The sequence below is a fragment of the candidate division KSB1 bacterium genome (assembly GCA_016214895.1).
Classification (GTDB): Bacteria; Electryoneota; RPQS01; order RPQS01; family RPQS01; genus JACRMR01.
In genome coordinates this window covers 235,687-259,748 of the sequence record JACRMR010000020.1, presented here as the reverse complement: position 1 = coordinate 259,748, position 24,062 = coordinate 235,687, and the positions used below count along the sequence as shown (strand labels likewise).

The 24,062-nt window shown below is 60.2% G+C and carries 22 protein-coding genes; 9 read left to right on the top strand and 13 right to left on the bottom strand.

Annotation, left to right across the window (positions count from 1 at the left end; genetic code table 11):
- Positions 1-41 precede the first annotated feature (41 nt).
- Both HZB60_11000 and HZB60_10995 read right to left on the bottom strand, forming a co-directional pair.
- On the bottom strand, positions 42-1,610 hold the full coding sequence (locus HZB60_11000; GenBank protein MBI5060293.1) for a T9SS type A sorting domain-containing protein: 1,569 nt from the start codon (positions 1,608-1,610) through the stop codon (positions 42-44).
- A 33-nt stretch (positions 1,611-1,643) separates the two neighbouring features.
- Positions 1,644-3,212: a T9SS type A sorting domain-containing protein gene (locus HZB60_10995; GenBank protein ID MBI5060292.1), complete on the bottom strand. Its 1,569-nt coding sequence runs from the start codon at positions 3,210-3,212 to the stop codon at positions 1,644-1,646.
- 298 nt (positions 3,213-3,510) lie between these two features.
- Between HZB60_10995 and HZB60_10990 the strand changes: the two genes are divergently transcribed.
- The 4 genes from HZB60_10990 to HZB60_10975 are packed head-to-tail and all read left to right on the top strand — an operon-like array spanning position 3,511 to position 6,786.
- The gene (locus HZB60_10990; protein MBI5060291.1) at positions 3,511-3,765 is read left to right on the top strand and encodes a ferrous iron transport protein A; all 255 of its coding nucleotides are present in this window, start codon (positions 3,511-3,513) and stop codon (positions 3,763-3,765) included.
- A complete protein-coding gene (locus HZB60_10985; GenBank protein ID MBI5060290.1) occupies positions 3,762-4,346 on the top strand; it encodes an adenine phosphoribosyltransferase in 585 nt (194 codons plus the stop codon). The genes HZB60_10990 and HZB60_10985 overlap by 4 nt, the downstream gene beginning before the upstream one ends.
- Before the next feature lie 17 nt (positions 4,347-4,363).
- Positions 4,364-6,592 carry a ferrous iron transport protein B gene (feoB, locus tag HZB60_10980; GenBank protein ID MBI5060289.1) on the top strand — a complete coding sequence of 743 codons (2,229 nt, stop codon included), beginning with the start codon at positions 4,364-4,366 and terminating at the stop codon, positions 6,590-6,592.
- An 11-nt stretch (positions 6,593-6,603) separates the two neighbouring features.
- The gene (locus tag HZB60_10975; GenBank protein ID MBI5060288.1) at positions 6,604-6,786 is read left to right on the top strand and encodes a hypothetical protein; all 183 of its coding nucleotides are present in this window, start codon (positions 6,604-6,606) and stop codon (positions 6,784-6,786) included.
- Between the two features lie 106 nt (positions 6,787-6,892).
- Here the strand turns inward: HZB60_10975 and HZB60_10970 are convergent, their stop codons facing one another.
- Positions 6,893-8,023, bottom strand: a complete 1,131-nt coding sequence (locus HZB60_10970) for a glycosyltransferase family 4 protein (GenBank protein MBI5060287.1) — start codon at positions 8,021-8,023, stop codon at positions 6,893-6,895.
- Between the two features lie 52 nt (positions 8,024-8,075).
- Between HZB60_10970 and asnB the strand changes: the two genes are divergently transcribed.
- The 3 genes from asnB (at position 8,076) to HZB60_10955 (ending at position 13,071) form a co-directional block, all read left to right on the top strand.
- Entirely contained in the window at positions 8,076-9,869 is a 1,794-nt protein-coding gene (gene asnB / locus HZB60_10965) for an asparagine synthase (glutamine-hydrolyzing) (protein MBI5060286.1), read from the top strand.
- Between the two features lie 39 nt (positions 9,870-9,908).
- Positions 9,909-11,441, top strand: coding sequence for a lipopolysaccharide biosynthesis protein (locus HZB60_10960; protein MBI5060285.1), 1,533 nt, complete (start codon positions 9,909-9,911; stop codon positions 11,439-11,441).
- A 937-nt stretch (positions 11,442-12,378) separates the two neighbouring features.
- Complete coding sequence (locus HZB60_10955; protein MBI5060284.1) at positions 12,379-13,071, top strand: ABC transporter ATP-binding protein; 693 nt, start codon at positions 12,379-12,381, stop codon at positions 13,069-13,071.
- A 6-nt stretch (positions 13,072-13,077) separates the two neighbouring features.
- Here HZB60_10955 and HZB60_10950 read toward each other — a convergent pair whose 3' ends face one another.
- Positions 13,078-13,830: a DUF72 domain-containing protein gene (locus tag HZB60_10950; protein ID MBI5060283.1), complete on the bottom strand. Its 753-nt coding sequence runs from the start codon at positions 13,828-13,830 to the stop codon at positions 13,078-13,080.
- Between the two features lie 209 nt (positions 13,831-14,039).
- Between HZB60_10950 and HZB60_10945 the strand changes: the two genes are divergently transcribed.
- The gene (locus HZB60_10945) at positions 14,040-14,231 is read left to right on the top strand and encodes a DUF2892 domain-containing protein (GenBank protein MBI5060282.1); all 192 of its coding nucleotides are present in this window, start codon (positions 14,040-14,042) and stop codon (positions 14,229-14,231) included.
- Between the two features lie 106 nt (positions 14,232-14,337).
- Here HZB60_10945 and tsaB read toward each other — a convergent pair whose 3' ends face one another.
- From tsaB to HZB60_10900, 9 genes are all read right to left on the bottom strand, one after another.
- Positions 14,338-14,985, bottom strand: a complete 648-nt coding sequence (gene tsaB / locus HZB60_10940; protein ID MBI5060281.1) for a tRNA (adenosine(37)-N6)-threonylcarbamoyltransferase complex dimerization subunit type 1 TsaB — start codon at positions 14,983-14,985, stop codon at positions 14,338-14,340.
- Positions 14,982-15,410: a tRNA (adenosine(37)-N6)-threonylcarbamoyltransferase complex ATPase subunit type 1 TsaE gene (gene tsaE, locus HZB60_10935; GenBank protein ID MBI5060280.1), complete on the bottom strand. Its 429-nt coding sequence runs from the start codon at positions 15,408-15,410 to the stop codon at positions 14,982-14,984. Before tsaE ends, tsaB begins: the two co-directional genes overlap by 4 nt.
- Positions 15,400-16,248 carry an NAD(P)H-binding protein gene (locus tag HZB60_10930; protein ID MBI5060279.1) on the bottom strand — a complete coding sequence of 283 codons (849 nt, stop codon included), beginning with the start codon at positions 16,246-16,248 and terminating at the stop codon, positions 15,400-15,402. Before HZB60_10930 ends, tsaE begins: the two co-directional genes overlap by 11 nt.
- 51 nt (positions 16,249-16,299) lie before the next feature.
- Positions 16,300-17,922: a site-specific DNA-methyltransferase gene (locus HZB60_10925; GenBank protein ID MBI5060278.1), complete on the bottom strand. Its 1,623-nt coding sequence runs from the start codon at positions 17,920-17,922 to the stop codon at positions 16,300-16,302.
- 9 nt (positions 17,923-17,931) lie between these two features.
- Positions 17,932-19,494, bottom strand: coding sequence for a response regulator (locus tag HZB60_10920; GenBank protein MBI5060277.1), 1,563 nt, complete (start codon positions 19,492-19,494; stop codon positions 17,932-17,934).
- A gap of 490 nt (positions 19,495-19,984) precedes the next feature.
- Positions 19,985-21,175, bottom strand: a complete 1,191-nt coding sequence (locus HZB60_10915; GenBank protein MBI5060276.1) for a twin-arginine translocation signal domain-containing protein — start codon at positions 21,173-21,175, stop codon at positions 19,985-19,987.
- Positions 21,175-22,104, bottom strand: a complete 930-nt coding sequence (locus tag HZB60_10910) for a paraslipin (GenBank protein MBI5060275.1) — start codon at positions 22,102-22,104, stop codon at positions 21,175-21,177. The genes HZB60_10915 and HZB60_10910 overlap by 1 nt, the downstream gene beginning before the upstream one ends.
- The gene (locus HZB60_10905; GenBank protein MBI5060274.1) at positions 22,101-22,574 is read right to left on the bottom strand and encodes an NfeD family protein; all 474 of its coding nucleotides are present in this window, start codon (positions 22,572-22,574) and stop codon (positions 22,101-22,103) included. Before HZB60_10905 ends, HZB60_10910 begins: the two co-directional genes overlap by 4 nt.
- A complete protein-coding gene (locus HZB60_10900; protein MBI5060273.1) occupies positions 22,571-23,431 on the bottom strand; it encodes a DUF2520 domain-containing protein in 861 nt (286 codons plus the stop codon). Before HZB60_10900 ends, HZB60_10905 begins: the two co-directional genes overlap by 4 nt.
- 194 nt (positions 23,432-23,625) lie before the next feature.
- Here HZB60_10900 and HZB60_10895 point away from each other — a divergent pair, with 194 nt between their 5' ends.
- Positions 23,626-23,997, top strand: a complete 372-nt coding sequence (locus tag HZB60_10895) for a hypothetical protein (protein ID MBI5060272.1) — start codon at positions 23,626-23,628, stop codon at positions 23,995-23,997.
- Positions 23,998-24,062 lie beyond the last annotated feature (65 nt).

The window sequence follows — 24,062 nt, the reverse complement described above, 5'->3', positions numbered from 1 at the left end:
TGAAAATCGAAAATTGAAGTTCCGATGCCGACCAGCGGGCCCTATTTCAGAAGCAAGAGCTTGGTCGTAGTCGCTTGGGAGCCTGAGGTGAGGCGAGCGAAATAGAGGCCGGTGGCGAGGCTGTGCGCGTCCCATGCGAGCTCATGCCCGCCGGGAGTCGTGCGGAGCGCGAACCGCTGCACCGCGCGGCCGGTCAGATCGAAAACCGTCAGCTCCGCGCTCGCCGTGGACTCCACTGAATAGCGAATCGTGGTCGCGGAATTGAACGGATTCGGGTAGGCCGAAAGCGTGATATCGCGCGGCACGGCGGGAATGTCTGATGAAGTGGAAGCGGTTTCGCCGAGCAACACGATGTCGTGCTCGTATCCACCTACGTGCACGGTCAATGTTCCACTGTAACGGCCGCTGTGCGGCGGTGAGAAGCGGCAAGGGACCGCGAAGCTATCGCCGTAAGCGGGTGAGCCCCCGGGAGAGTACCACGGAAAGGTGGCATAAGCGCCTGCGAACGAGAGCGCCTGTTCCGTGTACACATAGGCCGTGTCCCAGACCGTGGAGCCGACCGGGACGGATGTGAAAGAGAGCGTGTCGGTGCTCTCGGACATGATCTCGGAGCGCGGTGCGAGCAGGTCGTCCCAGCCTCGCAGGCGCGGATCGAACCGCAGAGTGCGACGATAGCCCGTGCTGGTCCGCGTGGAGCGGTGCAGTTGACCCCGGCGCATCTGGACGATGCCGCCATAGAGATAGATCGTGCCACGATCATCCGGTTCGCACTCGCACACGTATCCGCTGTCGGGATCATTCTGATTCTCGAACGTGAAGCTCTCGCCGTAAGCATAGTACGCGCCGCAGAGCACGATGCTGGTCGAATCGTGATTGGTCTGATTCAATCCCAGTCCGCCGGAGTTCTCGCGACCATTCGCCACGGTGTTGAGAATCTTGATCTCGCCAGCGGCGGCGAGCGCGAAGTAATCGTGACTGCTGTCCGGCGTCGTACCCGTCAACGGGTCCGCGTCGGCATAAAGGATGTTATCCGCGATGCCGGCGCGTGCGTCCGTGCCGATAACAATTCTACCCGCGACAACTCCCGAGATCGTAAGCGGCCCGAGGAAGAAGAGATAGTTCTCCCCTGACGAGACCGGGTAGTGGAACTCCGTAAACGTACTGTCAAACGGAAGCCCGACAGGCCAAAGGTTAATGCGAATCGTGCCGCCCTGCAAAAGCAGCCGTGCTTGCATCTGAGGCGTCCCGTACACCGCGCCGCGATTCCAACACGCCTGCCGCAATCGCGTTACACCCATGCCAAGCGAGACAGGAGGCGCATTGAAGAATGGCGGTGGGCCGTGAAACTGCGGATTATAGCCGACGCCACGCCAGAAGTCATCCTCGGTAGTTGACACGCGGCCATAGAACACGGGAGCGCCCAAGATTGCGATCATGGAATTCGAGTGCACGTCCCCAGTGAAGGTGTCCGGCGGCATGAAAATGGGAATCCGGTCACCGAAGGAGGTCATCTCCTCATCCGTCAACCACTGATAGTTCAGCGCGTAGGCCGCGCCGAACAGCGTCGCGAGCAGCGCGACGAACAACAACCGTATGCCGGTTTGACTCATGATCAATTCCCCCGAATTGAGTGGGTTGGATCGCTATTTCAAGACCAAAAGCTTCTGGATGCGTATCTCCGAATTCGCGAGCAACTGGGCAAAGTAGATGCCTGTTGCCTGATCCGCCGCATCGTATGTCAGAGAACGAATGCCGGTGGAAGGAGCCAACACAAACTCGGCGACCGCTCGGCCGGTGATGTCGGAGATCAGCAATTGCCCTCCCTGTCCCGCCGGCAAGACATAGCTTAGAGTCGTCACCGAATTGAACGGATTCGGGTAGGCCGAAAGCGTGATGTCGTGCGGCAGAGCGGGATGATCGGCAACATCAAGCGTGCCCTCGCCCAGCAACCTCACTGGAAATGTCTGCCCGGCGATGTAGATGCTCAAGATGCCGCGGAAGTCTCCGGTATGGGGCGGAGTAAAGCGGCAGGGGACAGCGAAGCTGTCACCGTAGGCGGGTGATCCGCCGGGAGAGTACCACGGATAGGTCGCTGTCGCACCACCAAACGCGTACTGATCCGCGACGTACACGTACGCCGTGTCCCAGGCGGTGGAACCGACAACGACCGGCCCGTAGTCGAGGGTGTCCGTGCGATCGGGAAGCGGCTCGGCTGCCCACACAAAGTCGCTCCAATATCGAAGGCGATGGTCCCAGCGCAGTCGCAGATGATATCCTGTGCTTGTCCTGGTGGAGCGGTGCAAGTAGCCGCGACGACTCTGAACGAATCCGCCAAAGGTAAGCAAGTCGCCGCGGTCATCGGGTTGGCACGCGCAGACGTAACCGCTGTCGGCATCGTTCTGATTCTGAAACGTGATGCTGCCGCCAAGCGCGTAGTAGGCGCCGCACAGCACGACATCGGTCAGGTTCGGGTCGGTCTGGGCATCACCTAATCCGCCGGAATTCTCGCGTCCGTTCTCCGGCGTGTTGAGCACGACGATGCTCCCCTCGGCCGCCAACGCGAAATAGTTCGGACTATATTGAGGTGTGACGCCCGTCAGCGGGTCCGAGTCAACATACAGGATATTATCGAGGATGCCGGCGGAGTGAGACGTACCGATGGTGAGTCTGCCGGCCACGCGACCTGCAATCTCGATGGGACAGTCAAAGAAACAACAGAGACCGTAATCCCCGTTCAGCAGCGGGATCACAAAATGATCGGTGCTGTCGAAGGGAGTCCCGGCAGGCCACCGATAGACGTGGACCAGATTCGAATCCAACAGGAGTCGGCAGATCCACTCCGGGCCGAACGAGAAGAATCTTCCTTGACCGGCGCTGCATTGCCTGAGGTGTCCAGGGCTTCCCCCGACATAAATCCCGGGCGCATTGAACTCCGGCGGCGGCCCGAGAAACTGGGGATCGTATCCCGTTCCATGCCAGAAGTCCGACGCGGTCGTGATAACCCGACCGTAGAACACCGGGTCCTGCATGATGGCGATCTGGCTGTTCGAACGAACATCGCCCTCAAGCGTGTCGCCATGCCAGAACTTAATACGGTCACCCCAGACCGTCAACTCCTCATCCGTCAGCCACTGATAGTTCAGCGCGTCCGCCGCCCCCACCAACGCGATCAACAGCGCCGCGAACAATAACCGCTTTCCCGTCGTACTCATGATCAATTCCCCCGAATTGAGTGGCAAAAGTCTGCGAGCCAGCCCAAACAGCCACCCCGGGGCCGGTTTGGGATCTGGACTTTGAGATTTGGGATTTTCTCCCCACTCGTAATATCGCAATTTTTGGAGCAAATCTCAAACATTCCTGAGCTTTACGAACCGAAAACGACACCGGCCAGCCTTGACTATTCGTGACTTTTTTCGCATATTCTGGATTGTGCCTGCGGGAGCAATTGTGTAGAATCGGTCACATCCGAAAACGCTCTCAAGATGCTGATTATACAGATATTACGACACCATGACGCTCGATGAAATGCCGTTCGGAGCACGCTGCCGGATTCTCTCCGTGGACGAGTCCTCCGATAGTCTGTTGCGGCTGATGGAGATGGGCCTCATCCCCGGGGCCAGCGTCGTGATGGAACGATCCGCCCCGTTCAATAGTCCTTTCAGTGTCCGTTTGCCCGGCTGCACCCTTGCCGTGCGCAGGGAGGATGCCGAGCTTGTGCAAGTTGAACCGCTGCCCGATCAGGCCGCGAAGCCCAAATTACCGTGACCACGCTGTCCGCCCCGACCACGACTTCGCTGCTTGAAGAAGCCAGCAAGCGGTTCGAACCCGTCCCCGATTTTCCCGTGCCGGGGATCATGTTTCGTGATATTTCGCCGCTCTTGATGTCGCAGCCTCATTTTCACGCGACGATCTCGGCACTGACCCACAAAGCGTCCCGCAAACCGTTCGCCGAGGCCGACACGATCCTGGCCATCGATGCGCGCGGCTTCCTGTTTGCCTCGCCGCTCGCGCTCAATCTGAAGCAGGGGCTGGTGATGGTGCGCAAAGCCGGGAAGCTGCCGAACAGCGATATGCGAGGCGACCAGAAAACGGAGTACGGCGCGGACGTGCTCACCTTTCAGTCGCGGTTTGTGACCGGCAAGCGCTTCTTTGTCGTCGATGATGTCGTCGCGACTGGCGGAACCATTGACTCCGTGATGCAAATGGCGAAGGATTGCGGCGGACACTATCTCGGGACGCTGAGCGTGCTCGACCTGCGCTACTGCAGAACCGATGATCGCCCCGATATCGCCTCCGTTTTTCACATGGATCATCCGGCCGGTCCGGTCAACCTAACGCGCGACTAAGGCAGGATCGTTTGGCAGTGCCGGTTCAAATATCCACCACGTTCAGCTCTCCCAAACGGCGCGTGATTGCCATCGCCGGGAATCCGAACGCGGGGAAGACGACTGTCTTCAATGCCCTGACTGGCACTCGCCAGAAGGTGGGCAACTACCCCGGCGTCACCGTCGAACGCAAGATCGGACAACTGCGCCTGCCGGCCGGCGAGATCGTGGACGTGGTCGATACGCCGGGCTGCTACAGCCTGGCCGCGCGATCACCCGAAGAACAAGTCGCGCACGATGTGCTGCTCGGTGAACTGCCGGGTGAAGCGCGACCCGATCTCGTCGTGGTCGTCGTCGATGCTTCAAATCTACAGCGGAATCTCTTTCTCGCCACACAACTGCGCGACCTGGGGATTCCGCTTATCGTTGGGCTGAACATGATGGATGTCGCGCGCGAACGCGGCATGGAGGTTTCGGCCGAAAAACTTTCGACCGCGCTGGGTTGCCCGGTCGTGCCGCTGGTGGCCCGCAAGGGCGAGGGCATGGCCGAGCTGATCGAGTCGCTGGAACTTTGCAACTGCGAAGACTGCGGTTGCGGTGTCCCGCGCTTTATCGATTGCCTGCCGTCGGCGCTGGAAAAACCCGTGATGACCCTGGCCGCGGGCTTGGTGGACAGCGGCTTCGCCGACGAGACCACGGCGCGCGCGCACGCATTGTGGCTCTTGATTTCCACCATCGAAGGCGACGATGCCGTGCGAATTTCACCCGCCCAGGCGGCACTGACTCGGCGCGTCCTGAGCGAATTGCACGTCTCCACCAAGCAATTGCGCGCGGTGGAAACCAGCGCGCGCTATCGCTATCTGAAAGACCTGATGTTCGCCGCGGCGTGCGTCGATCAGGACCTGCCGCATCGACTGACCGACCGGCTCGACAGAGTATTGCTCCATCGCGTTCTGGGTCCGCTGACGTTTCTCGGCCTGATGGCCATCGTCTTTCAATCCATCTTTTCCTGGGCGGCTCCCGCGCAAGACCTGATTGAAGCCGGAGTCGGTATGTTCGCGCGCGGAGCCGACGCGCTGCTCCCCGCCGGGTTGTTTAAGGCGCTGATCATGGACGGGATGATTGCGGGCGTCGGCAACATCCTCGTCTTCCTGCCGCAAATCCTGATTCTGTTCCTGTTTATCGGTCTGCTCGAAGATGTCGGCTACATGGCGCGCGCCGCGTTCCTCATGGACCGCCTGATGGCGAAAGTCGGATTGGACGGTCGCGCGTTCCTGCCGCTGCTCTCGAGTTTCGCCTGTGCGATCCCGGGGATTATGGCGACCCGCACCATCGCAAGTCGCAAGGATCGAATCGTCACGATCCTGGTCGCGCCGCTGATGTCGTGCAGCGCGCGCCTGCCGGTGTACGCGCTCGTGATCGGCACGGTCTTCGTGGCCGGACAATCCGTGCTCGGCATCTTCACCGTCGGCGGACTCGTGCTCATGGCCATGTACACGCTGTCGATCTTCGCCGCGATCAACATGGCCGCGATCTTCAAGAAGACCATTCTGAAAAGTCCGCCGCCGCCGCTGTTTCTCGAATTGCCAACCTACAAGCTGCCGTCGTTCAGGACGCTGGGGCTGAATTTGCTCGACCGCGCCAAGCTGTTTGTGGTTCGCGCGGGTACCGTGATCCTGGCGGCGACGGTCATTCTGTGGGCGGTGATGAACGTGCCCGCGGTCAAGACCGACCGCGCGGTCTTTGATTCCCAACGCGCCGCCGTCAACGGGAATCCTGCAATCGACGAGCTAACGCGCACCGCGCAAATGGCCGCGATTGACGGAACCGAAGCGGCGCTGCTCAGCGAGCACAGCATCGGCGGCCAATGTGGAAAATTGATCGAGCCTGTCATCGAACCGCTGGGGTTTGACTGGAAAATCGGAATCGGAATTATCGCGAGTTTCGCGGCGCGTGAACTCTTCGTCAGCTCGATGGCCGTGGTGCACGGGATCACCGATGCAGATGAGAATTCGCCGAGTTTGCGCGAGAAATTGCAGTCAGAAGTCTATCCCGCGACCGGACGACGCGTATTTACGCCGCTCGTGGGTGTCGCGCTGATGGTGTTCTACGTGCTCGCCTGCCAGTGCATGTCCACCGTGGCGATCGTGCGGCGGGAAACGGCCAGCTGGCGCTGGCCGATCTTCATGGTGATCTATATGTCGGGGCTGGCTTGGCTCGTCACATTCGCCGTATATCAGGGCGGCAAGCTGATGGGGTTGGGGTGATGAGCGGCGCCATGGACATCTTGCTGGTTGGTCTGGCGATCGCGGGAGCAATGAGCTATTTGTGCTACCGGGTCGTCCGCTCGCGCCGCCACGCCGAACGCGATTGGTCAACGGGCAAGGCGCAGGCCTGCAGCTCGTGTCCGGTCGTCGAGATCCGCAAGCTCCAGCTCGAAAAACGTCCGCCCGCGCGCTGATGAACGGAATTCGCAGTGGAGCGTGGAATGAAAACGGGCACCCCGCGGGGTGCCCTGTTGTTGTCGATTCGCTTCGCCACGAATGACGGCGGATAACTTGACCAGACTATGGCTTGCGGGACTTCGCGGCGGCGATCAAGGTCTCGAGCCGGTCAACATTGTGCATGAGGTCGAACTCGTTGACCGCAAATGCCCGCGCATTCGCGCCGAGTTGCCGGCGCCGATCCGCGTTCGAGCACAGCGCACGCACCGCGTGCTCCAGTTCGTCGAGGCGGGACACGCGAATGCCCAACTGGTTGCGCTCGATCAGCGAGTCGGGGTCGGCCTCCCACGAGACGACCGGAACCCCGTGCAGCCAGCTCTGAATAAAGGTATTCGGAAAGCCCTCGAACGGCAGACTGGTCTTAACGTGCAAGTGCGCGCGTTGGAACACCGCGTTGACCTGCTCCAACGGAACGAAATCCCCGAACGTGAAGTTGGGACATTCCCGGGCGGTACGGTGCACGCGTGACGAATCGATGTCATCGTGCAGCCGGCCGATCATCAGGAAGTCGGCATCCACGTCGCGGCAGCGACGGGCAAGGTCCAGAAACGCCCACGGACGTTTCAACCGCTTGACAGAATCGGCCCACAGGATCAGCGGCTTGCCTTCGTGGCGTTGAACCGACGATTCGGGAATCGGGGAGTGGCTGTTGCGCAGGATTTCGGCGCGAATTCCCAATTTGGCGAAGTCCTGCTGCTGGTCCGCCGTCTGCGCCAGTACGAGATCCGCGCGGGCACGCCCCCGCCGCGAAAGGTGATTGTAGTAAACGTGACGCGGGGAGCGCTTGAGAAAGTGCCACAGCGATTGGTACTTCCAGCCGAAGGCGAGATAGGGCCAGGCCTGACTGTCGTAGCGGGAGGCCGCGGCCCAAATCGACAACGCACGGTCCGGCGCCGCCAGATTTCCGCACGCGGCATAGACGTCGAACGCGCGAGTGTACGTCACGTCCGGCCTGAGCTCGGAGAGTAATCTGTGTAGCGCGCAGTCGGTTCCGTGCCAGGCGCTGAGTTCGTCCGGCAGACCGTGCAGCGTCACGCCGGCGAGTTCCGCGCGCGAATGCTTGCCGTCCGAAAACACGTAGTGCGACTCCCAGCCGCGACGGCGCAACTCGGTGGCGAGCAGCCAGGCCTGCTGCTCCGCGCCACCGGTGGCGCGGCTGTGATGATACTGCAGGATGAAGACGATGCGCGACAAGTTCCGGCTTATCAACTCCCGTCAATTAGAGGATCTGAAGTAACAACTTCCTATGTGCGGAATCTGCGGCATTATTGATCCGGTCAACAAGGTCAATCCCGATTTACTCGCGCGCATGACCCAGATCATGGTTCATCGCGGTCCGGATGCCGGCGGCACATGGATCAACGAGGACCGCACGGTCGGATTCGGCAATCGCCGGCTGGCCATCATCGACCTCGATCCGCGCAGCAATATGCCGTTTCAGAGCGATGACGGGTCGCTGGTCATCACGTACAACGGCGAGATCTTTAACTTCGCCGATGTGCGATCCGTACTGGAAAGCAAAGGACACCGGTTTCGCACGCACTCCGATACCGAAGTCATTCTCCACGCCTATCAGGAGTGGGGGCTCGACTGTATCGAGCAGTTCCGCGGCATGTTTGCCTGGGCGCTCTACGATCGCACGCGACGACGGGTGTGGTTAGTGCGCGACCGGTTGGGAATCAAACCGCTGCTGTACTACCACCGCGATGCGACGTTCGCCTTCGCCTCGGAACCGCAGCAATTCAGCGCGAGCGGCGGCTTCGACTGCGAACTGGACCTGACGGCGCTCTATGACTGCCTGGTGTACCTCTATATTCCCGCTCCCAAGACGGCCTTCAAGCATCTCCGCAAATTAGAGGCCGGACACTGGTTGCTGTATGAAGACGGCAAGGTCACGATCCGCCGCTATTGGGACGTCCCGGTGTTCGGCGAGCACGTCATCGATGAGCAAACCGCCGTTCAGCGACTCAGCGAGCGCATCGACGAGGCGGTGAAATTGCGGCTCGTGTCCGACGTGCCGGTCGGCTCGCTGCTCTCCGGTGGACTCGATTCCAGCTGTGTCACCTGGCACGCGCAGCAGAACCACACCGGACCGCTGCATACGTTTTCCATCGGATTCGCCGAGGCCGAAAACAACGAGCTGGATTACGCCAACGCCGTCGCCAAGCTCGTCGGCAGCCATCACATCTCCCGCATCTACAAGCTGAATGCCGCGCGCGGCGACACGCACAAGCTCATGCTGCTGTACGGCGAGCCGCACGGAGATTCATCGATCTTCCCGACGGCCGTCGTCTGCGCCATGGCCCGGGAACACGTCACCGTGGCCCTCTCCGGCGACGGCGGTGACGAACTGTTCTGGGGCTACACGCGCTATCTGGAATACGCCGATTTCAATGCGCGCCGGCTGCCGCTGCGGAGCGCCGGCGGACGTATGATCAGGGCCGCAATGCCGCTGCTCGCGCGCGGGCGCTATCGCCTGTTGCGCTACTGTCTCGACGAGTTCGACCTGTGGACCGTCCTACAGGACGGCTTCCTGCCGCACGATCTCGGCAAGCTGCTCAGTCCAGACGTGATCGACGCCGTGCGCGGAACCGATCCGTACTGGTCCTATCGCAAGCACTGGCGGAGCGAGCTGCCGCTGGCGACGCGGCTGCAATATCTTGACTTGAAGACCTACCTCGCCGACGACATCTTGGTCAAGGTGGATCGCGCGTCGATGTCGGTCTCGCTCGAAGCGCGCGTGCCCCTGCTGGATCACAAACTGGTCGAAGAGGTGTTCTCCTGGCCGGACAACATTCGCAGCGACGGACGGACGCTGAAGGATCTATTCAAGAAATCGCTGGCGGAAGTGCTGCCGCCGGCCATACTGCAGAAGCGCAAGCAGGGGTTCTCGATTCCCTGGAAACGCTGGATCTCCGACTGGAGCGAGTTCCACGATCTGCGCGGCGACGGACGATTCTATCGCAAGGACGTCCGGCTGCCCGAACATTACACGGCGATGATGCTGCAACTATGGCTGAATGAGCGCAACGGAATATAACGTCGCGGCGGCAAACATGCAAGAGACGGCCTCAAACCGATGACGGCTGATCCGGCCACCAACCCGCCGCGGCCGCGCCGCCGTGTGCTGCAAAATGTGCTGTTCTCGGTACTGACGAAGGCCGTCTCCGCGGCCTTTTCGTACGTCACGACGCGATTGCTGCTCGACTGCATGTCGGTGGAAGAGTTCGGCTTGTACTCCCTGCTCTTCACCGGAATTCTGGTGGGCGACGGCTTGGCGATTCTGCTGCGCTGGGGGATTCCCAATGTCCTGTTTCGCTTCCTGCCGGAATATTATGCGCGTGCGAACTACCGGATCATTGAAGCGCTGCACCGGCGGGCCAATCAGATCACGATCATCACCGGAATTCTGGCGCTGGGTCTGGTGTACGTGTTCGCCACGCCGCTGACGGAGCTCCTGAAACAACCGGGAGCGGAGCCGCAACTGCGAATCTTCGCGGTGGGTGGATTGGCGTTCCTGATCTCGGAAAACTACCGCATTCTACTCGCGAGCCTGTTTCAACAGCGCACGATCTTCTTTGTCATTACGATTTACAATGCGCTGCGATTGGCGGCGATCTTCTATGTCTGGCAGTGGGCGCGGTCGTTGGATTCCGTCGTGATCGCCGAAACGCTGCTCATGATCGCGTGCCTGCTGCTCTATCTCGCCGCGCATTGGCAAAAAGTCCGGCCACTCTTTCAATCCGCCGCCGCTTCCGACGAGGAGGTCCCCTGGCGGCGCTTCCGCCGCTATGCCGGGATGACCTATGTCAATGAAGTCGGCGTGACCGTGCTCGGCGAGGCGACGAACTTGTTTCTGGTCTCGGGAATGCTGGGCGGCATCGCGGCAGGATATTACGGACTCGCGAATCGGATCCTCAATATCGTGCGCGGCGTGCTGCCGAACAAACTGTTGGACTCGGTGATCGATCCGCTGTTCTACAGTGAATACGGTCAGCAAAAAGCGCGCGCGGAATTCGGCTACAACCTGCTGATGAAGACCGCCGCGTTCGCGACGATTCCCACCGCGGTCTGGCTCGGACTGATGGCCCGACCCGTGATCGTGGACTTGTTCGATGCGCGCTATGGCGACGCCGCGCCGATCATCTGGATCAGCGCGTTGTTCTTCCCCATGACTACGCTGCGTACGCCGCTCGCGATTCTCGTGCAGAATGCGGAGCGCATCGATCTGCTCATCTTCAGCAAGGTTTGGGGAATCGGCAAGATTCTCGCCGGCTTGTGGTTAGTGCCGACGGGTGGAGCGATTGCGATGGCCTGGATCGCGGGCGTCGCGCTCACCGCGCAGAACGTCACGCTTTACTATTGGATCACGACTAAACTGCGCACGCGAACCGACCTGTGGGGCTTGGCGAAGCAGGTAATCAATGGCATCGTCGCCGGGCTGTTGTGCTGGCCGTTGCTTGACTACTTTCACGGAGTCGCGGGAATCGCGGCGAGCGTCTTCGTTTACGGCGGACTGTTTCTCGGCTTGAGCCTGCTGAACAAATCGTTCACCCGTGAAGAGCGCGACTTCATCAACACGCACCTCAAACGGAACGTGTGGCATTTCTAAACCGTCCTCCGTGCTCCGTGATGACAGGCTGCCGCGCACCCGGCCGGATTCGGAATCGCTCTTGGCGGCGGCGGCACTTGTCTCCAAGTGCCCCCATTCGGAAGGCTTCTTCTTGGCGGCACTTGTCTCCAAGTGCCCCATTCGGGGGAGAGATTGCGCGCGCGAAATCGTTGGATCGACCTCACATCTTTTCAGAAGGGGCACATGCAGACATGTGCCGCCAAGGCAATCATCCCCGCCGAGCCGGGTTAAGTCCGCGCAACCCGGCCGGAATCGGTATTTCTCTTGGCGCCACTTGTCTTCAAGTGCCCCAATCGGGAGAGAGATTGCGCGCCCGAAATCGTTGGATCGACCTCACATTTTTTCAGAAGGGGCACATGCAGACATGTGCCGCCAAGGCAATCATTCGGAACGCTCTTTCTTGGCGGCACTTGTCTCCAAGTGCCCCAATCGGGGGAGAGATTGCGCGCCCGAAATCGTTGGATCGACCTCACATTTTTTCAGAAGGGGCACATGCAGACATGTGCCGCCAAGGCAATCAATCGGAAGGCTCCCTCTTGGCGGCACTTGTCTCCAAGTGCCCCAATCGGGGGAGAGATTATCAGCCCCGCCGAGCCGGGTTAAGTCCGCGCAACCCGGCCGGAATCGGAAATGACCCCCAAGGAAACCTCGTCATAATTCAAATGTACAGCAACTTACAAATTTAAACAACATTTCTCTTGACTTTAAATTACAAATTTCGTATATTGCCGCCATGTCAGTCTGCTATATCAATACTACCGACCCTTACAGCTTTCAGTCCGCTGATCAATCCGTCCTGTATCCCGCCACTTCAAAAACAGCGCAATTCCATATCCGGACAGGCTTAAACCAGTTTGTTTGGTCAAAAAACATTTTTATCTGACCCTCTAAATTGTCGCTTTCATCTGCATCGCGCATGTCCATTATCCAAACTCACAAGCTCTCCAAGTCCTACTACCTCGGTCCGGTGGAAGTGCCCGTGCTTCACGAAATCGACTTCGCGGCCGAGCAGGGACAACAAATCGCCGTGGTCGGGCCGTCGGGAGTCGGCAAGAGCACACTGCTGCATATTCTCGGAGCGCTCGATCGACCGACATCCGGCGATGTAATTGTGGATGGCAAGGAAGTTAATCGGCTGTCCAGCGATGAACTGGCAATTCTGCGCCGTGATCGCGTGGGTTTTGTGTTCCAATTTCATCACCTGCTGCCGGAATTCTCCGCGCTGGAAAACGTCTTGATGCCGGCGCGACTGAAGGGCGAAGGCGAGACCGAATCCGCGTTGCGACGAGCCAGGCAGTTGCTTGGGGAGGTCGGGCTGTCGCATCGGCTGGATCACCGACCGGGCGAGCTGTCCGGCGGAGAATGTCAGCGGGTGGCGCTGGCGCGGGCACTAATCAATACGCCGCGGATTCTGATCTGTGATGAACCGACAGGGAACCTCGACGGGGAGGCAGCCCTCAACTTGCAAAAGATCCTCGAACGATTGGCACGCGATGAAAAGACGACACTGATCGTCGCTACGCACAACATCGAGTTCGCCCGCGCGATGGACCGCGTGGTCAGGTTGCACGACAAGAAATTGGAAGAGATCACCGTCGCCGCCGAGTAGGTGCGGTCAGAGCATGCCCTTCAGGAGCTCCGCGAACGCCCGCGCATCTGTGGGTGCGTGTCCCGAGAAGTGATTGTTGAAATAGCCGAAGACCGGAAAGTCACGGCGAATCCAGTCCACTGTCTGTTCCGCCCACCACTGCAAATCCGGCGTGCGGTCTTCCTGCCGTTTGCTGTACTCGGTGATCTTCTCATGATCGCCCAGGAACCGGAGGTACACAAGCTCACCGGTTACTTGCGTATCGCGCGGCATCCACGGATGATCGACCCAGCACAGCGGCAGCCGACGCGCGGCCAACTCCGCCGGTAATCCGCTCTTCAGCCAGCGGCGGTTCCTGATCTCGACTACGAAGCGGAATTCGCTGCGCGGCAAGTGGTCAAGAAACGCGAGCAAATCGCCGAGCCGCTCGGGTGTGAAGCCGTAAGGAAACTGGAACAACACCGGTCCGAGATGATCGCCGAGCGCTGCGACGGTTTTCAGGAACCCGGTGATTTCAGATTCGCAATTGCGCAGCGACTTGGTGTGCGTGATTTCCTGCGGAACCTTGAGCGCGAATTCAAAGCCGGGCGGAGCGATTTCGGCCCAACGTTGCACGCGGGAGAGCGGCGGCGTGCCGTAGAAGGTGCTGTCCACCTCGACGCTATTGAACTCGCGACAATAGAGTTCCAGCCAGCGCGTGGAGGCCGCCCTCTCCGGGTAGAAGTTTCCCCGCCAGTCCTTGTAAGACCAACCGCTGGTCCCCAGCCGCAGTGCGTTCATCGGTTTACCGCAACCCCCTTAAACTATTCAAAAGATTGAACTATCGGATTGTAAGACATGCGGTGAGCATGCCTCTTCTCGTCAGGCTCAGCGGAGTGCGCAGTGCCCAGCCGAGCGCGGCGGAACTAAAGGGCGAGCTGCGCCATTTCACATATAGTGGCGGCACATAAGTCGCCCAGATCAGACTTCATGACACGGAGTACCCTCGGATGCAGAAGAACATAGGAAGCGTTGACCGTACCGTCCGCATCGTGGCGGGCGCGGTCATCCTGCTTGTCGGCTACCTTAACCACAGCTGGTGGGGACTTGTGGGGCTGGCGCCCCTCGCCACCGCGTTCATTGGCTGGTGCCCGCTCTATGCTCCGTTCGGTTTCAAGACTTGCAGCGTCAAGAAAGCATGATCTGAGCGTCCGCCGCTCTGCATAGCGGTTAACAGCGACGCCGAGACCCGACGTCATAGCCGGAGCGCCGAAGGGCCACGAATTTCGTGGCCCTTTCTTCTGAGCGCTATGCGCCGAAGTCCAGCCCGTAGTCCGGGACCAGCGCGTACACATCGGGATTCACAGACTGCTCCCAGCGACTCTGCGCAAGCAACGCGATCGACGCGACGGTTGCCTGATGGGCAGAGGCAACACTCGGGATGTGATCGTCCAGTTGTTCGCGGAAAGTCGGAGGCAGCTTGAGCACGCCGGGACCGACCAACAGCGTGGAGGCGCCGAGCATCGCGGGGAGGTCGTCTTCACCAATAACACAATGCCCTTCAAGGACCGCGAGGTCGCTGCCGGCATACACGGCGAAATGATGCCGCCCGCGACGCGCAGGCGAAATCACCGCAATCCGATTGGCCGCTCCGAGCGACGCATAAGCGATCACTTGCAGCGAGGATACCGGCCAGACCGGTAAGCCGGCGGCGTAGGCAAAGCCCTTGGCAAATGCCAGACCGACGCGCAGACCCGTAAACGATCCCGGGCCGTTGCCCAGGGCGATGCCCGTGAAGTCGCGCGCGCGAAGATCCAATTCGCGAAGCAACGCTTCCACCGTCGACGCAAAGAGATCGCGCTTGGGCACTCTCCGCTCGACCAGGACAGCGCCGGCGTCGCTGATTCCGACCACGCCGTCATCCGCGGAAATATCAAAGCAAAGCAAGCGCTTCATAAGGATGGGCGATGCACGGTAATCAGGCGCTCCTGCTCCGTCACGCGGACCAGCGTGAGCCAGATCGTGTTGGGCGGCAGAACCTCGCGCACACGCTCGGCCCATTCCAGCACGACGACTCCACCGCGGTCAAGATATTCCGCGAATCCCATGCCCACAAAAGTTGCGGCACCGGCCAGGCGATACATGTCGCCGTGGATGAACGGCAGCCGCCCCGTGTATTCCAGAATGTAGTTGAAGGTCGGACTGATGATCTCCGCGGTCACGCCGAGACCGCGGCCGATGCCCTTGGCGACCACGGTCTTACCTGCGCCCAACTCGCCGGTGAGCGCGAGCACCGCGCCGGGCTGTAGGGTCTTCGCGAAGCCTTCCGCCCAGACCAGAGTTTCCGCGACGGAGTGCGTCGTGATTCGCTCAGTGGACATGACTGCCGATGAACTCACGCAGTGTTGTTCGCGGCGGGCCAAACAGCGCATTTGCGGCGGTTGGATCGCCGATTTCGCCGGTAACTTCCATAGCGGCCATCAGGTCCAGATAGCGTTGATAGAACACGTCGTTCAGATTCCGGTTGCGCAGCCGGGCGATGGGGAGTTCCTCGACCGCGACGCCGGGCAAGTGAGACGAACACCAGACGGAGAGTGCTTCGGGAATCGACAGCGCCGCGGGCCCGTGGATCCAGAGCTGCCGGTTCGCGCAGTCGGGCATTTCCAGTGCGCGGACGACGCGGTCGGCATAGTCCGTAGCCGCGAGCCAGTGGTACCTGTGGCGCTGATGGCCGGGGACAAGCGCCCGGCCGTCCTCGCTGAACCAGCGGATTCCCTCCATGAACCACGACGGATAGAAGAGCGTGAATGGTACGCCGCTGTCGGCAATGAGCTTCGAGCCACCGAACAGCGCCGCATCGCACAAGAAATCGCGCGCGGGATCCAGCGGCGGATCACCAACGATGCTGGAAATCCGGGCAACGTGATTCACGCGCGCCGCGGCCACAATATTCCGGTAGCCGGACCAGACGGCGGCATCCGCCGACGAGATCCGGTCGAGATTCAGATTGAGGTGAACGGCTTGACAACTGCTCAGAGCCGCGATGGCGTCATCCAAACTCAGCAGATCAAGTTCGGCATACTCGACGCGATCCCCGCAGCGTGCGCGAGCGTTCCCGGCGCTGCGCGTGAGCACACGGACTTTATGCCCGGCCTCCAGTAAACGAAAAGCCACGGGCCGGCCGAAATTTCCCGTGGCTCCGACAACCGCAACACGCATGCGATCCTCTGCTCAGAACGCCGTTAATCCCTGTCCGTCGAGTAGCGGACGCTACTCCAAGTCGAGCGAGCCGTTTTCCTCTTCCGGCGGTTTGGCCTTCGGAGCTTTTGCATAGGTCGCATCGGCGGAGCGCATGCGAGCCAGCACGGGCAAATCCAACTCCGTCCCGGCGAGCAGGTCCTCAATCGTCATCACCTGCAACCTGCGATGCTTCGTGTCCTGATAGTCGGAGTGGTAGAAGCCCGCTGTGACCGCCTCTTTGAGCATTGCCGCCGTCGGGTTCTCAAGCGTGATCAGAACCCCCATTGCGGCCTTCTCGCGTTCGACCACGTGTCCGAGATCGCGAACGTCCTTCACCGAGACACCGCCGCCTTTGACGGAAATCATGATGTGCTGCGGCTTACGCGACTTGCCGTCAAAAAAGGTACGCACGCCGTCAATGCCGCGATCCGCGCCCTTCTTACGCTCGTCGCGCTCGGGCGCCGCATCGACCAGGCTCAGCGCCCACCACTGGAACTCATATTTGTCATCGGCAGCCAGCGTGCGCGCGCTGGCCAGGTCCACCGGTTCGCCGACGACGGCATACTTGGCTTTCGCGCCGAAGGAATCCTTGAGCCGCTGCTTAATGAGTTTGATGGCGAGATGCGTGACGTCGATGCCGATCCACTTGCGGCCATGTCGCTGGGCGACCGCGATGGCAGTGCCGCAGCCGCAGAACGGATCGAGGACGACGTCCTTGTCATTCGAGCTCACTTGAATGATCCGTTCAAGCAGCGCCTCCGGCTTTTGCGTGGGATAGCCAAGCCGTTCCGCGGCTTGAGAATTGATCGGCGGAATGTCGTCCCATAGACACTGCAGCACCGTTCCCTTGTTCTCGTCGAGATAACGCTTGAGCCGGATGCCGCCATTGCGCGTGAAGTGCAGCTTGCGGGCTTTGTCCAATTTCTTCATCGTGGCGAGCGGGCAGCGCCAGAGCGAAGTGACGCCTTTGTACTCGTATTCGTAGCCGCCGCCGGTCAGACCTTTTGCGGACAGGTCATAGTCCGCCCACTTTCTGCCATCGGGATCCGCATGGCGAAACCGGGATAGATACTCTTGATCGTGAGGAGTGTAGATCTGATTCCATTTCCACTTGTCGGACCTGGTGTAGAACAGAATGATATCGACGTTGGCGCCGTATTTCTTCGGATCATTGTGCGCACCGGTGCGCTTCCAGGTGATCTCGTTGCGAAAATTCTCGGGACGAAAGATCGCGTCCATCAGGAGTTTCAGGTAATGGCTGGCGGTCGGATCGCAGTGCAGATAGATAGAACCCGTGGATTTCAAAAGGCGCTTGAGTTCGACCAGCCGCGGAGCCATCATGGCCAGGTAGGCGAGCATGTCGCTGCGGCCCAGCAAGCGCTCGAAGGCCTCCAGCGCCCGGCCGACATGGCCGCCGCGAGTCACGGTCTCTTCGTAGGCCGATTCGGCGGTGGTATCCCACTTCCACGTATCCTCGAAAGCCATAATCTGTGCCGCCGCGCGTGTGCCGCTCTGCTCCTTGAACAGCACATTGTAGTCCTGATTGCTGCTGAAGGGCGGATCGAGGTAGATCAGGTCCACGGACTCATCCGGCAACAGCCGTTGGTCGCGGAGAAGCTTCAGATTATCGCCGTAGAAGAGAGTGTTTTGCACGGGTTGATACTATCCCTTGCCTTCCAAGATGGCGACGGGGAGGATCATCTCTTCAAGCGAGCAGCCACCATGTTGGAAGCTGTCCTTGTAGAGGGCGAGGTACTTGTTGAAATTCGTCGGATAGACGAAGTAATAATTCTCTTTGGCGATGATGTAGCCGGAGTTGATTCCGCGCTTGGGCAGGCGGAAGCGCTCGGGACGATCCACGATGATCGCCTGCCGCTTTTCAACTTTCAGGTTGCGGCCGTGTTTGTAGCGGAGATTCGTCGAGGCTTCACGGTCGGAAATGACTTTCGAACCTTTCATGCCGCGAATCGAGCCGTGATCGCTGGTGACGATCACCGTCCACTTCTGCTTGGCGAAGGATTGCAGGATCTGGCGCAGGCTGGAATGCTCGAACCAGGCTTTGACCACGCTGCGATAGCCGGCTTCGTGGGGCAGCATTTCGCGGATAACTTCACTCTGGCCGCGACTGTGGCCAAGCATGTCCACAAAATTGAAGACCATCGACACGAGGCGATTGTTGAAGTACTGCTGGACCTTTTTCGCGGTGTTGTTGGCCTCTTCGGGGTCCAGGATCTTCACATACTTCGGTTCGGGATCGAGGGCAATGCCGAGCTTCTGCAACTGCTTGTCGAGCAACTGTCGCTCGAATCGATTGCTGGAGAGTTCGTCGTCCTCGCTGCGCTTCCAGAGGTCGGGATATTCCGACTCGATGTCGCCCGGGTAGATCCCCGAGAAGAGCGCATTGCGGCTGTAGGGAGTCGCCGTGGGTAGAATCGAGTAGTGGAAATCGCGCGTGATCCGGTAGTAGTCATAGAGAAACGGCTCGATGGCCATCCACTGATCGTAGCGCATGGCATCGACGACCAGATAGAGCACGTTTTCGCCCGCGTTGAGGCGCGGAATGATCCACTTGCGCACGACATCGGGCGACAGCGGCGGCGCGTCCGTCTTGCCCCACACCCAGTCCTCGTAGTGCTCCTCGACGAACTTGCCGAACTCGATATTGCATTCCTCGCGCTGACCTTCGAGCGAGCGTTTCAGCCCTTCATCGGGATAGGCATCGAGCTCGATCTCCCAGCCGGAAAGCCGGGCGTGAATGTCGCCCCAGTCCCGCCACGACGGACCGTACATCAGCCGCTGCGAAATCTCACGGAACTCGGTCAGGTAGTCGCGCGTAACGATCTTCTGCTGAATCTGCCCCTTTTCGAGCACTTTCTTCAGCGCGACCAGAATCTGCGTCGGATTCACGGGCTTGGTCAAGTAGTCCGTGATCTTGCCGCCGAGCGCCGTGTCCATCAGCGACTCTTCTTCCGACTTCGTAATCATGATCACGGGCAGGTCGGGGCGCTTGTCCTTGATGACAGCGGCGGTCTCGATGCCGTCCATGCCGGGCATGTGCTCATCGAGCAAGACGAGATCGTAAGGCTCAGACATGACGCGCGTGATCGCGTCCGCACCGTTTGTCACCTTGGTCACGAGATAGCCGTACTGGCCGAGGAACAGGCAATGTGCTTCGAGCAGATCGATTTCGTCGTCCGCCCAGAGAATGTGCTTCGGTTCAGGCATGTGGGGTCCTGGGGTGGATCATGGAGATGTCTGGAATGTCAAACCGAAGCGCGAGGAGCATGGGGGAGATGAGAAACGTGAAACTTGAAACGTGAAACGTGAAACTTGAAACTTGAAGCGAAGGCCGATTCCGGGCACGTGAAGACACATGCCTCGGCGGGGAAGAAGACTTGAAACCTGAAGCGAAGGTCGATTCCGGGCACGTGAAGACACATGCCTCGGCGGGAAGAAGACGTGAAACCTGAAACGAAGGCCGATTCCGGGCGGGTAACGCGCGTGTACGTTGTCGAGATGTGAAAACGTACGTTGCGCTAACCCGCCTCGGCGGGAAGCCCGATTCCGGCAGGGAAGGAATCCCTGCTCGGCGGAAGATTCCGGGCACGTGAAGACACATGCCTCGGCGGGGAAGAAGACTTGAAACCTGAAACGAAGGCCGATTCCGGGCACGTGAAGACACATGCCTCGGCGGGGAAGAATCGCTGGGGGTTGATTACGCCAAGTACATCTGATCCAGCGGGCGGCGCGGGGAATGCTGCACGGGATCGGCGTGACCAATGCGGAAGAGCATTTGAATCGTATGCCCCGGCCGGACCTTGAGCTGCTCATGCAGGAGGCCGAGCAGATTCCGCATATCGGAATATTCCTGCAGGAACTGGCTCAGGGGATGAATCGCCAGACCGACGGCGGCGGCGGTGAGGGCGACACGCTCATAACAGCGACCGACCAGCACCTGATCGAAACGCGTGTTCGTGTTGGAGGTGATCCAGCCAAAAGCCGGCGCGGAGTGCGCCTGCTGATCCGTCAGCTCGACGGCGCGCCGGAAGAACTTCGGAGGATCATCCTCGGCGGACTTGCGCGACACGGCAAACGACTCGGCAAGCCACAACTTCATCCCACTCATCCCCGTCTGTGCAAGACCGAAGCCGTCGCGGTGCTCTTCGACTTCGGCAGCGTTGAAGCGAAACATGCTCAACGTCTCCGCGTTGCGAGCCGGGGCCGAAATCTCGACTTGCATGGCCGCCGTGGCCAGTTCAGCGATCTGCCGCAACGGCACCGGATCGGTGGTGACGGTCAGGGGATAGTCCGCGTCATCGTACGCCGCATTGAGCGCGGTCATTTGCGCTTCGGTCAGCGGGTGTTGCTCGTACACGCGGCGATTGGTCTGCCGCTTCAAGAGTTGCCGGAAGAGCGGATCCTTGGAAACCGATGGATCTTTCGTCAGTCGCAAATTGGCCACGGCGCGAGCTTCGATGCGCTCGTTGTCATACATCCCCTGCGGAAAGTAGCTCACATCCACGCGATATTCATGCTGCCGCGCGGCGAGCACGAAATTCTCAATGAATGTCCCCTGACTGACGTGAATCTGGCGATAGAGCGGATCGGTTTCCGGCAGCAAGCGGACCGGATCGACGTAAAGCTCCAGCGTTGATTCGTCCCACTCCCGGATCATCCACGGCTGCGTGTTGTGCGAACTGGGCGCCAGAATCGCCCAGGATAGCAGCGTATGCCGGATGTGAGATTCATCGGACAGCGGACCTTGCCAGGCCTCATAGGCGCGACCGGCCCCGGAGCCGCAGCCCGAGACCAAGATACTGGGGACCAGGGCGACCGTCGTCATGCCGGCGGCGGTCGTGGTGGCAACCTTGATGAAATCGCGGCGGGAGAGTGAGGTGACCGGCATCAGCGCTTGGGCGTTTCCATGACGGCCATCGCCTTCGTAGCTGCGGCCACGAACGAGGCGACATCGGCAAGGTTCGAGGGCAGGATCATGGTGTTATTGGCCTTGGCCAGATTGCCGAACTCGTGAATGTACTTTTCGGCGACGCGCAGATTCAGGGCTTCACGACCGCCTTCGGTCTGCAAGGCATTGGCGATTTCGCGGAAGGCGGTTGCAGTGGCACGAGCGTCGAGTTCCGTGGCCTGCGCCCGGCCCGTGGCTTCGTTGATGAGTCGCTGCTTCTCACCCTCGGAACGGGCAATCGCGGCGGCGCGCTCGCCTTCCGCCATGTTGATCTCGGATTGCCGCTGGCCCTCGGAGGTGGCGATGGTGGCGCGCTTTTCGCGTTCGGCGCGCATCTGCTTTTCCATCGCTTCGAGAATCGTTTCCGGAGGTTTGATGTTCTTGACCTCGTAACGCGTAACCTTGACACCCCACGGCTCCGACGCCTTGTCCACGGCGGACACGATCCCGGCATTCAGGGTCTCGCGCTCTTCAAACGTGCGGTCGAGTTCGAGCTTGCCGATCAGACTGCGCATTGTGGTCTGCGAAAGCTGGATCGTGGCCCAGCGATAGTTCGTGATTCCGTACGAAGCCTTGACCGGGTCCATCAGCTGCAAGTAGAGAATCCCGTCCACCTCGACGACCACATTGTCCCGCGTGATACAGCTCTGCGGCGGCACGTCGAGGGCCTCCTCTTTCAACGTGTGCTTGTAGGAGATGCGATCCAGAAATGGCACGAGAATGTGAAACCCGGCCTGCAAGGTCTTCGAGTACTTGCCCAGCCGCTCGACAATAAAGGCTGATCGCTGCGGCACAACCGTCGCCGTTTTCAGAATCGCAATAACCACGACGAAAGCCAGAATAATCAGCACAATGGTACCGGATGTCATTTAGAACCTCCTAAGGGTCTTACTTTCAGTGTTAAATTGTGGCGGGCGACGATTTCGACTACCGATCCGGCTTCGATGCGCTCCCCCGCGGTGGCAGACCAATTCGTGCCACGGAACTCCACCTGTCCGGTATGCGCAGACGTGTCCACGGATTCGACCACCATGGCCGACTTCCCGATCACGTCGTCCAGCGCTCGCTCACTGTCCTGATCCGATCCGATGCTGCGCCCGACAACCGCCGCGAGCCGCTTACGCAAGAAGATCAGCGAGACCACGGAAACGACCAGAAAGACGGCGATCGGCACCGAGGTCCCGCCGATCATCCCGGTCCAGAGCAAGATTGCGGTGATCCAGGCTCCCGCGGCGAAGAAGATCGCCAGAATCCCGGGCATGGTCAGCTCAATGATGAGCAGCACGGCTCCCAGCAGGAACCAGGCCAGCCCCGATTGCAGCAGAGAATCCACCATCATGATTCTTCCTCCAATTCGTGGCCCAACAGACGATAAAGCCAGGCGGACGTATCCGCGTACACGGCTTCGATGCCCGGATCGAGCCGCTCGAGTTCAACCATCTGATCGAGAATGCGCCGGGAGTCGCCGCGCACCGCCGGGCCGGTCAATGCACCCATCACACCTAACTCGCCCGCGTTCCGAATAGTTTCTTGAGCGATCGGCAGCAGCGCCGCCAGCGCACGTCGTTCGCTGACGCCGATCGAGTGCAGGACCTTGAGCGCCATTGTCAAATTGGCCGCGACCAGGCCGCTCGTGATCACGGCAGCCGCGTGGTACAACTTGCGCTGAGTGCCGCGAACCACCAACGGATTCCCGCCCACCGCGTGCGCGAGTTGTCGCGCCGCGGCGAGGCCCTTGGCGTTTCCATCGATGCCGAAGGTCACGCCGCGCAGGCTGACTTGCGGTTGATCCGCCGGAAAGGTCTGGAACGGATGGCAGGCGGCGATCCCGGCACCGGCTTGTCCAAAGCCCGCGAGCAGGGAGTGGTCGCTCGGACCGGAACAGTGGAGTACCGAGACCCGCGACCAATCCAGGTCATGTCGCAGAAAGTGCGGCTGCAACGCGCTAATCACGGGCTCACGAACGGCCATCACGATGATCAACGGCTCCTGCAGCTTAAATTCGAGCCCGGACAACTGTCGTGGAGCCGTGAAATAGTCGGCGCGAATCGAATGCGCAAAGCGGCGATCGAGCGCCGTGTGGCGGCCGGATCCGAAGACTCCGGCGCAGTGCCAACCGGCATTGACGAGTGCCCGCGCGAGTGCTTTGCCCACGGCGCCCGGGCCGACGAGCGAGAATAGTAGTCCCTTTTTCATGCCTGCAAAATAGTCTGCCCGACTCGTAAATGCAAGCCGCATGAGCATTTGAATTCGGGCTTGCCTGGAGATTTCCTTGACAATCCGAGGAGGAATCGTTACCTTAGCTTAGGGGCCATGGTGTCTGCTTACCCCTCCCCGATCGCTTTTCAATGTTTTGAATTATATAGACTTGACTCGAGTGGAGCGAGGCCATGCTGGGAAAGGTTTTCGAGACCACCTGCCGGCTTAACATCTATCTCACCGATCCGGGCAAGCGAACCAAAGCCGTGGTCGCCGAGGCGTGGGGGTTTGGCCAAGTTTCCGGCCGGAAGTGCCTGGTCGCACGGGACGGCAATTCCGGCGGACTGCAGGTCTTAGGAGAGGTACGTACCCGATCATCCATCCCCCGTGAAGACATGGGGCTGATGGCGCGGGTTCGCATTGTCGAAGAAGGGCTCGCCGCGGCTGATCGCGGGGAGTGGATGTTCTTCATCGAGCCCGTCGATGAACAGACCCGCAACCACATTCTGCACGGTCCGTTGATTGAGCCGGGGCCGCTGGTGGGGGAAGGGCTGCATCTGTGAAGAAAATCCCAAATCCCAAAGCCCAAAACCCAAGGCTGGACCGCCGTTTCATAGTGATGAGTTGT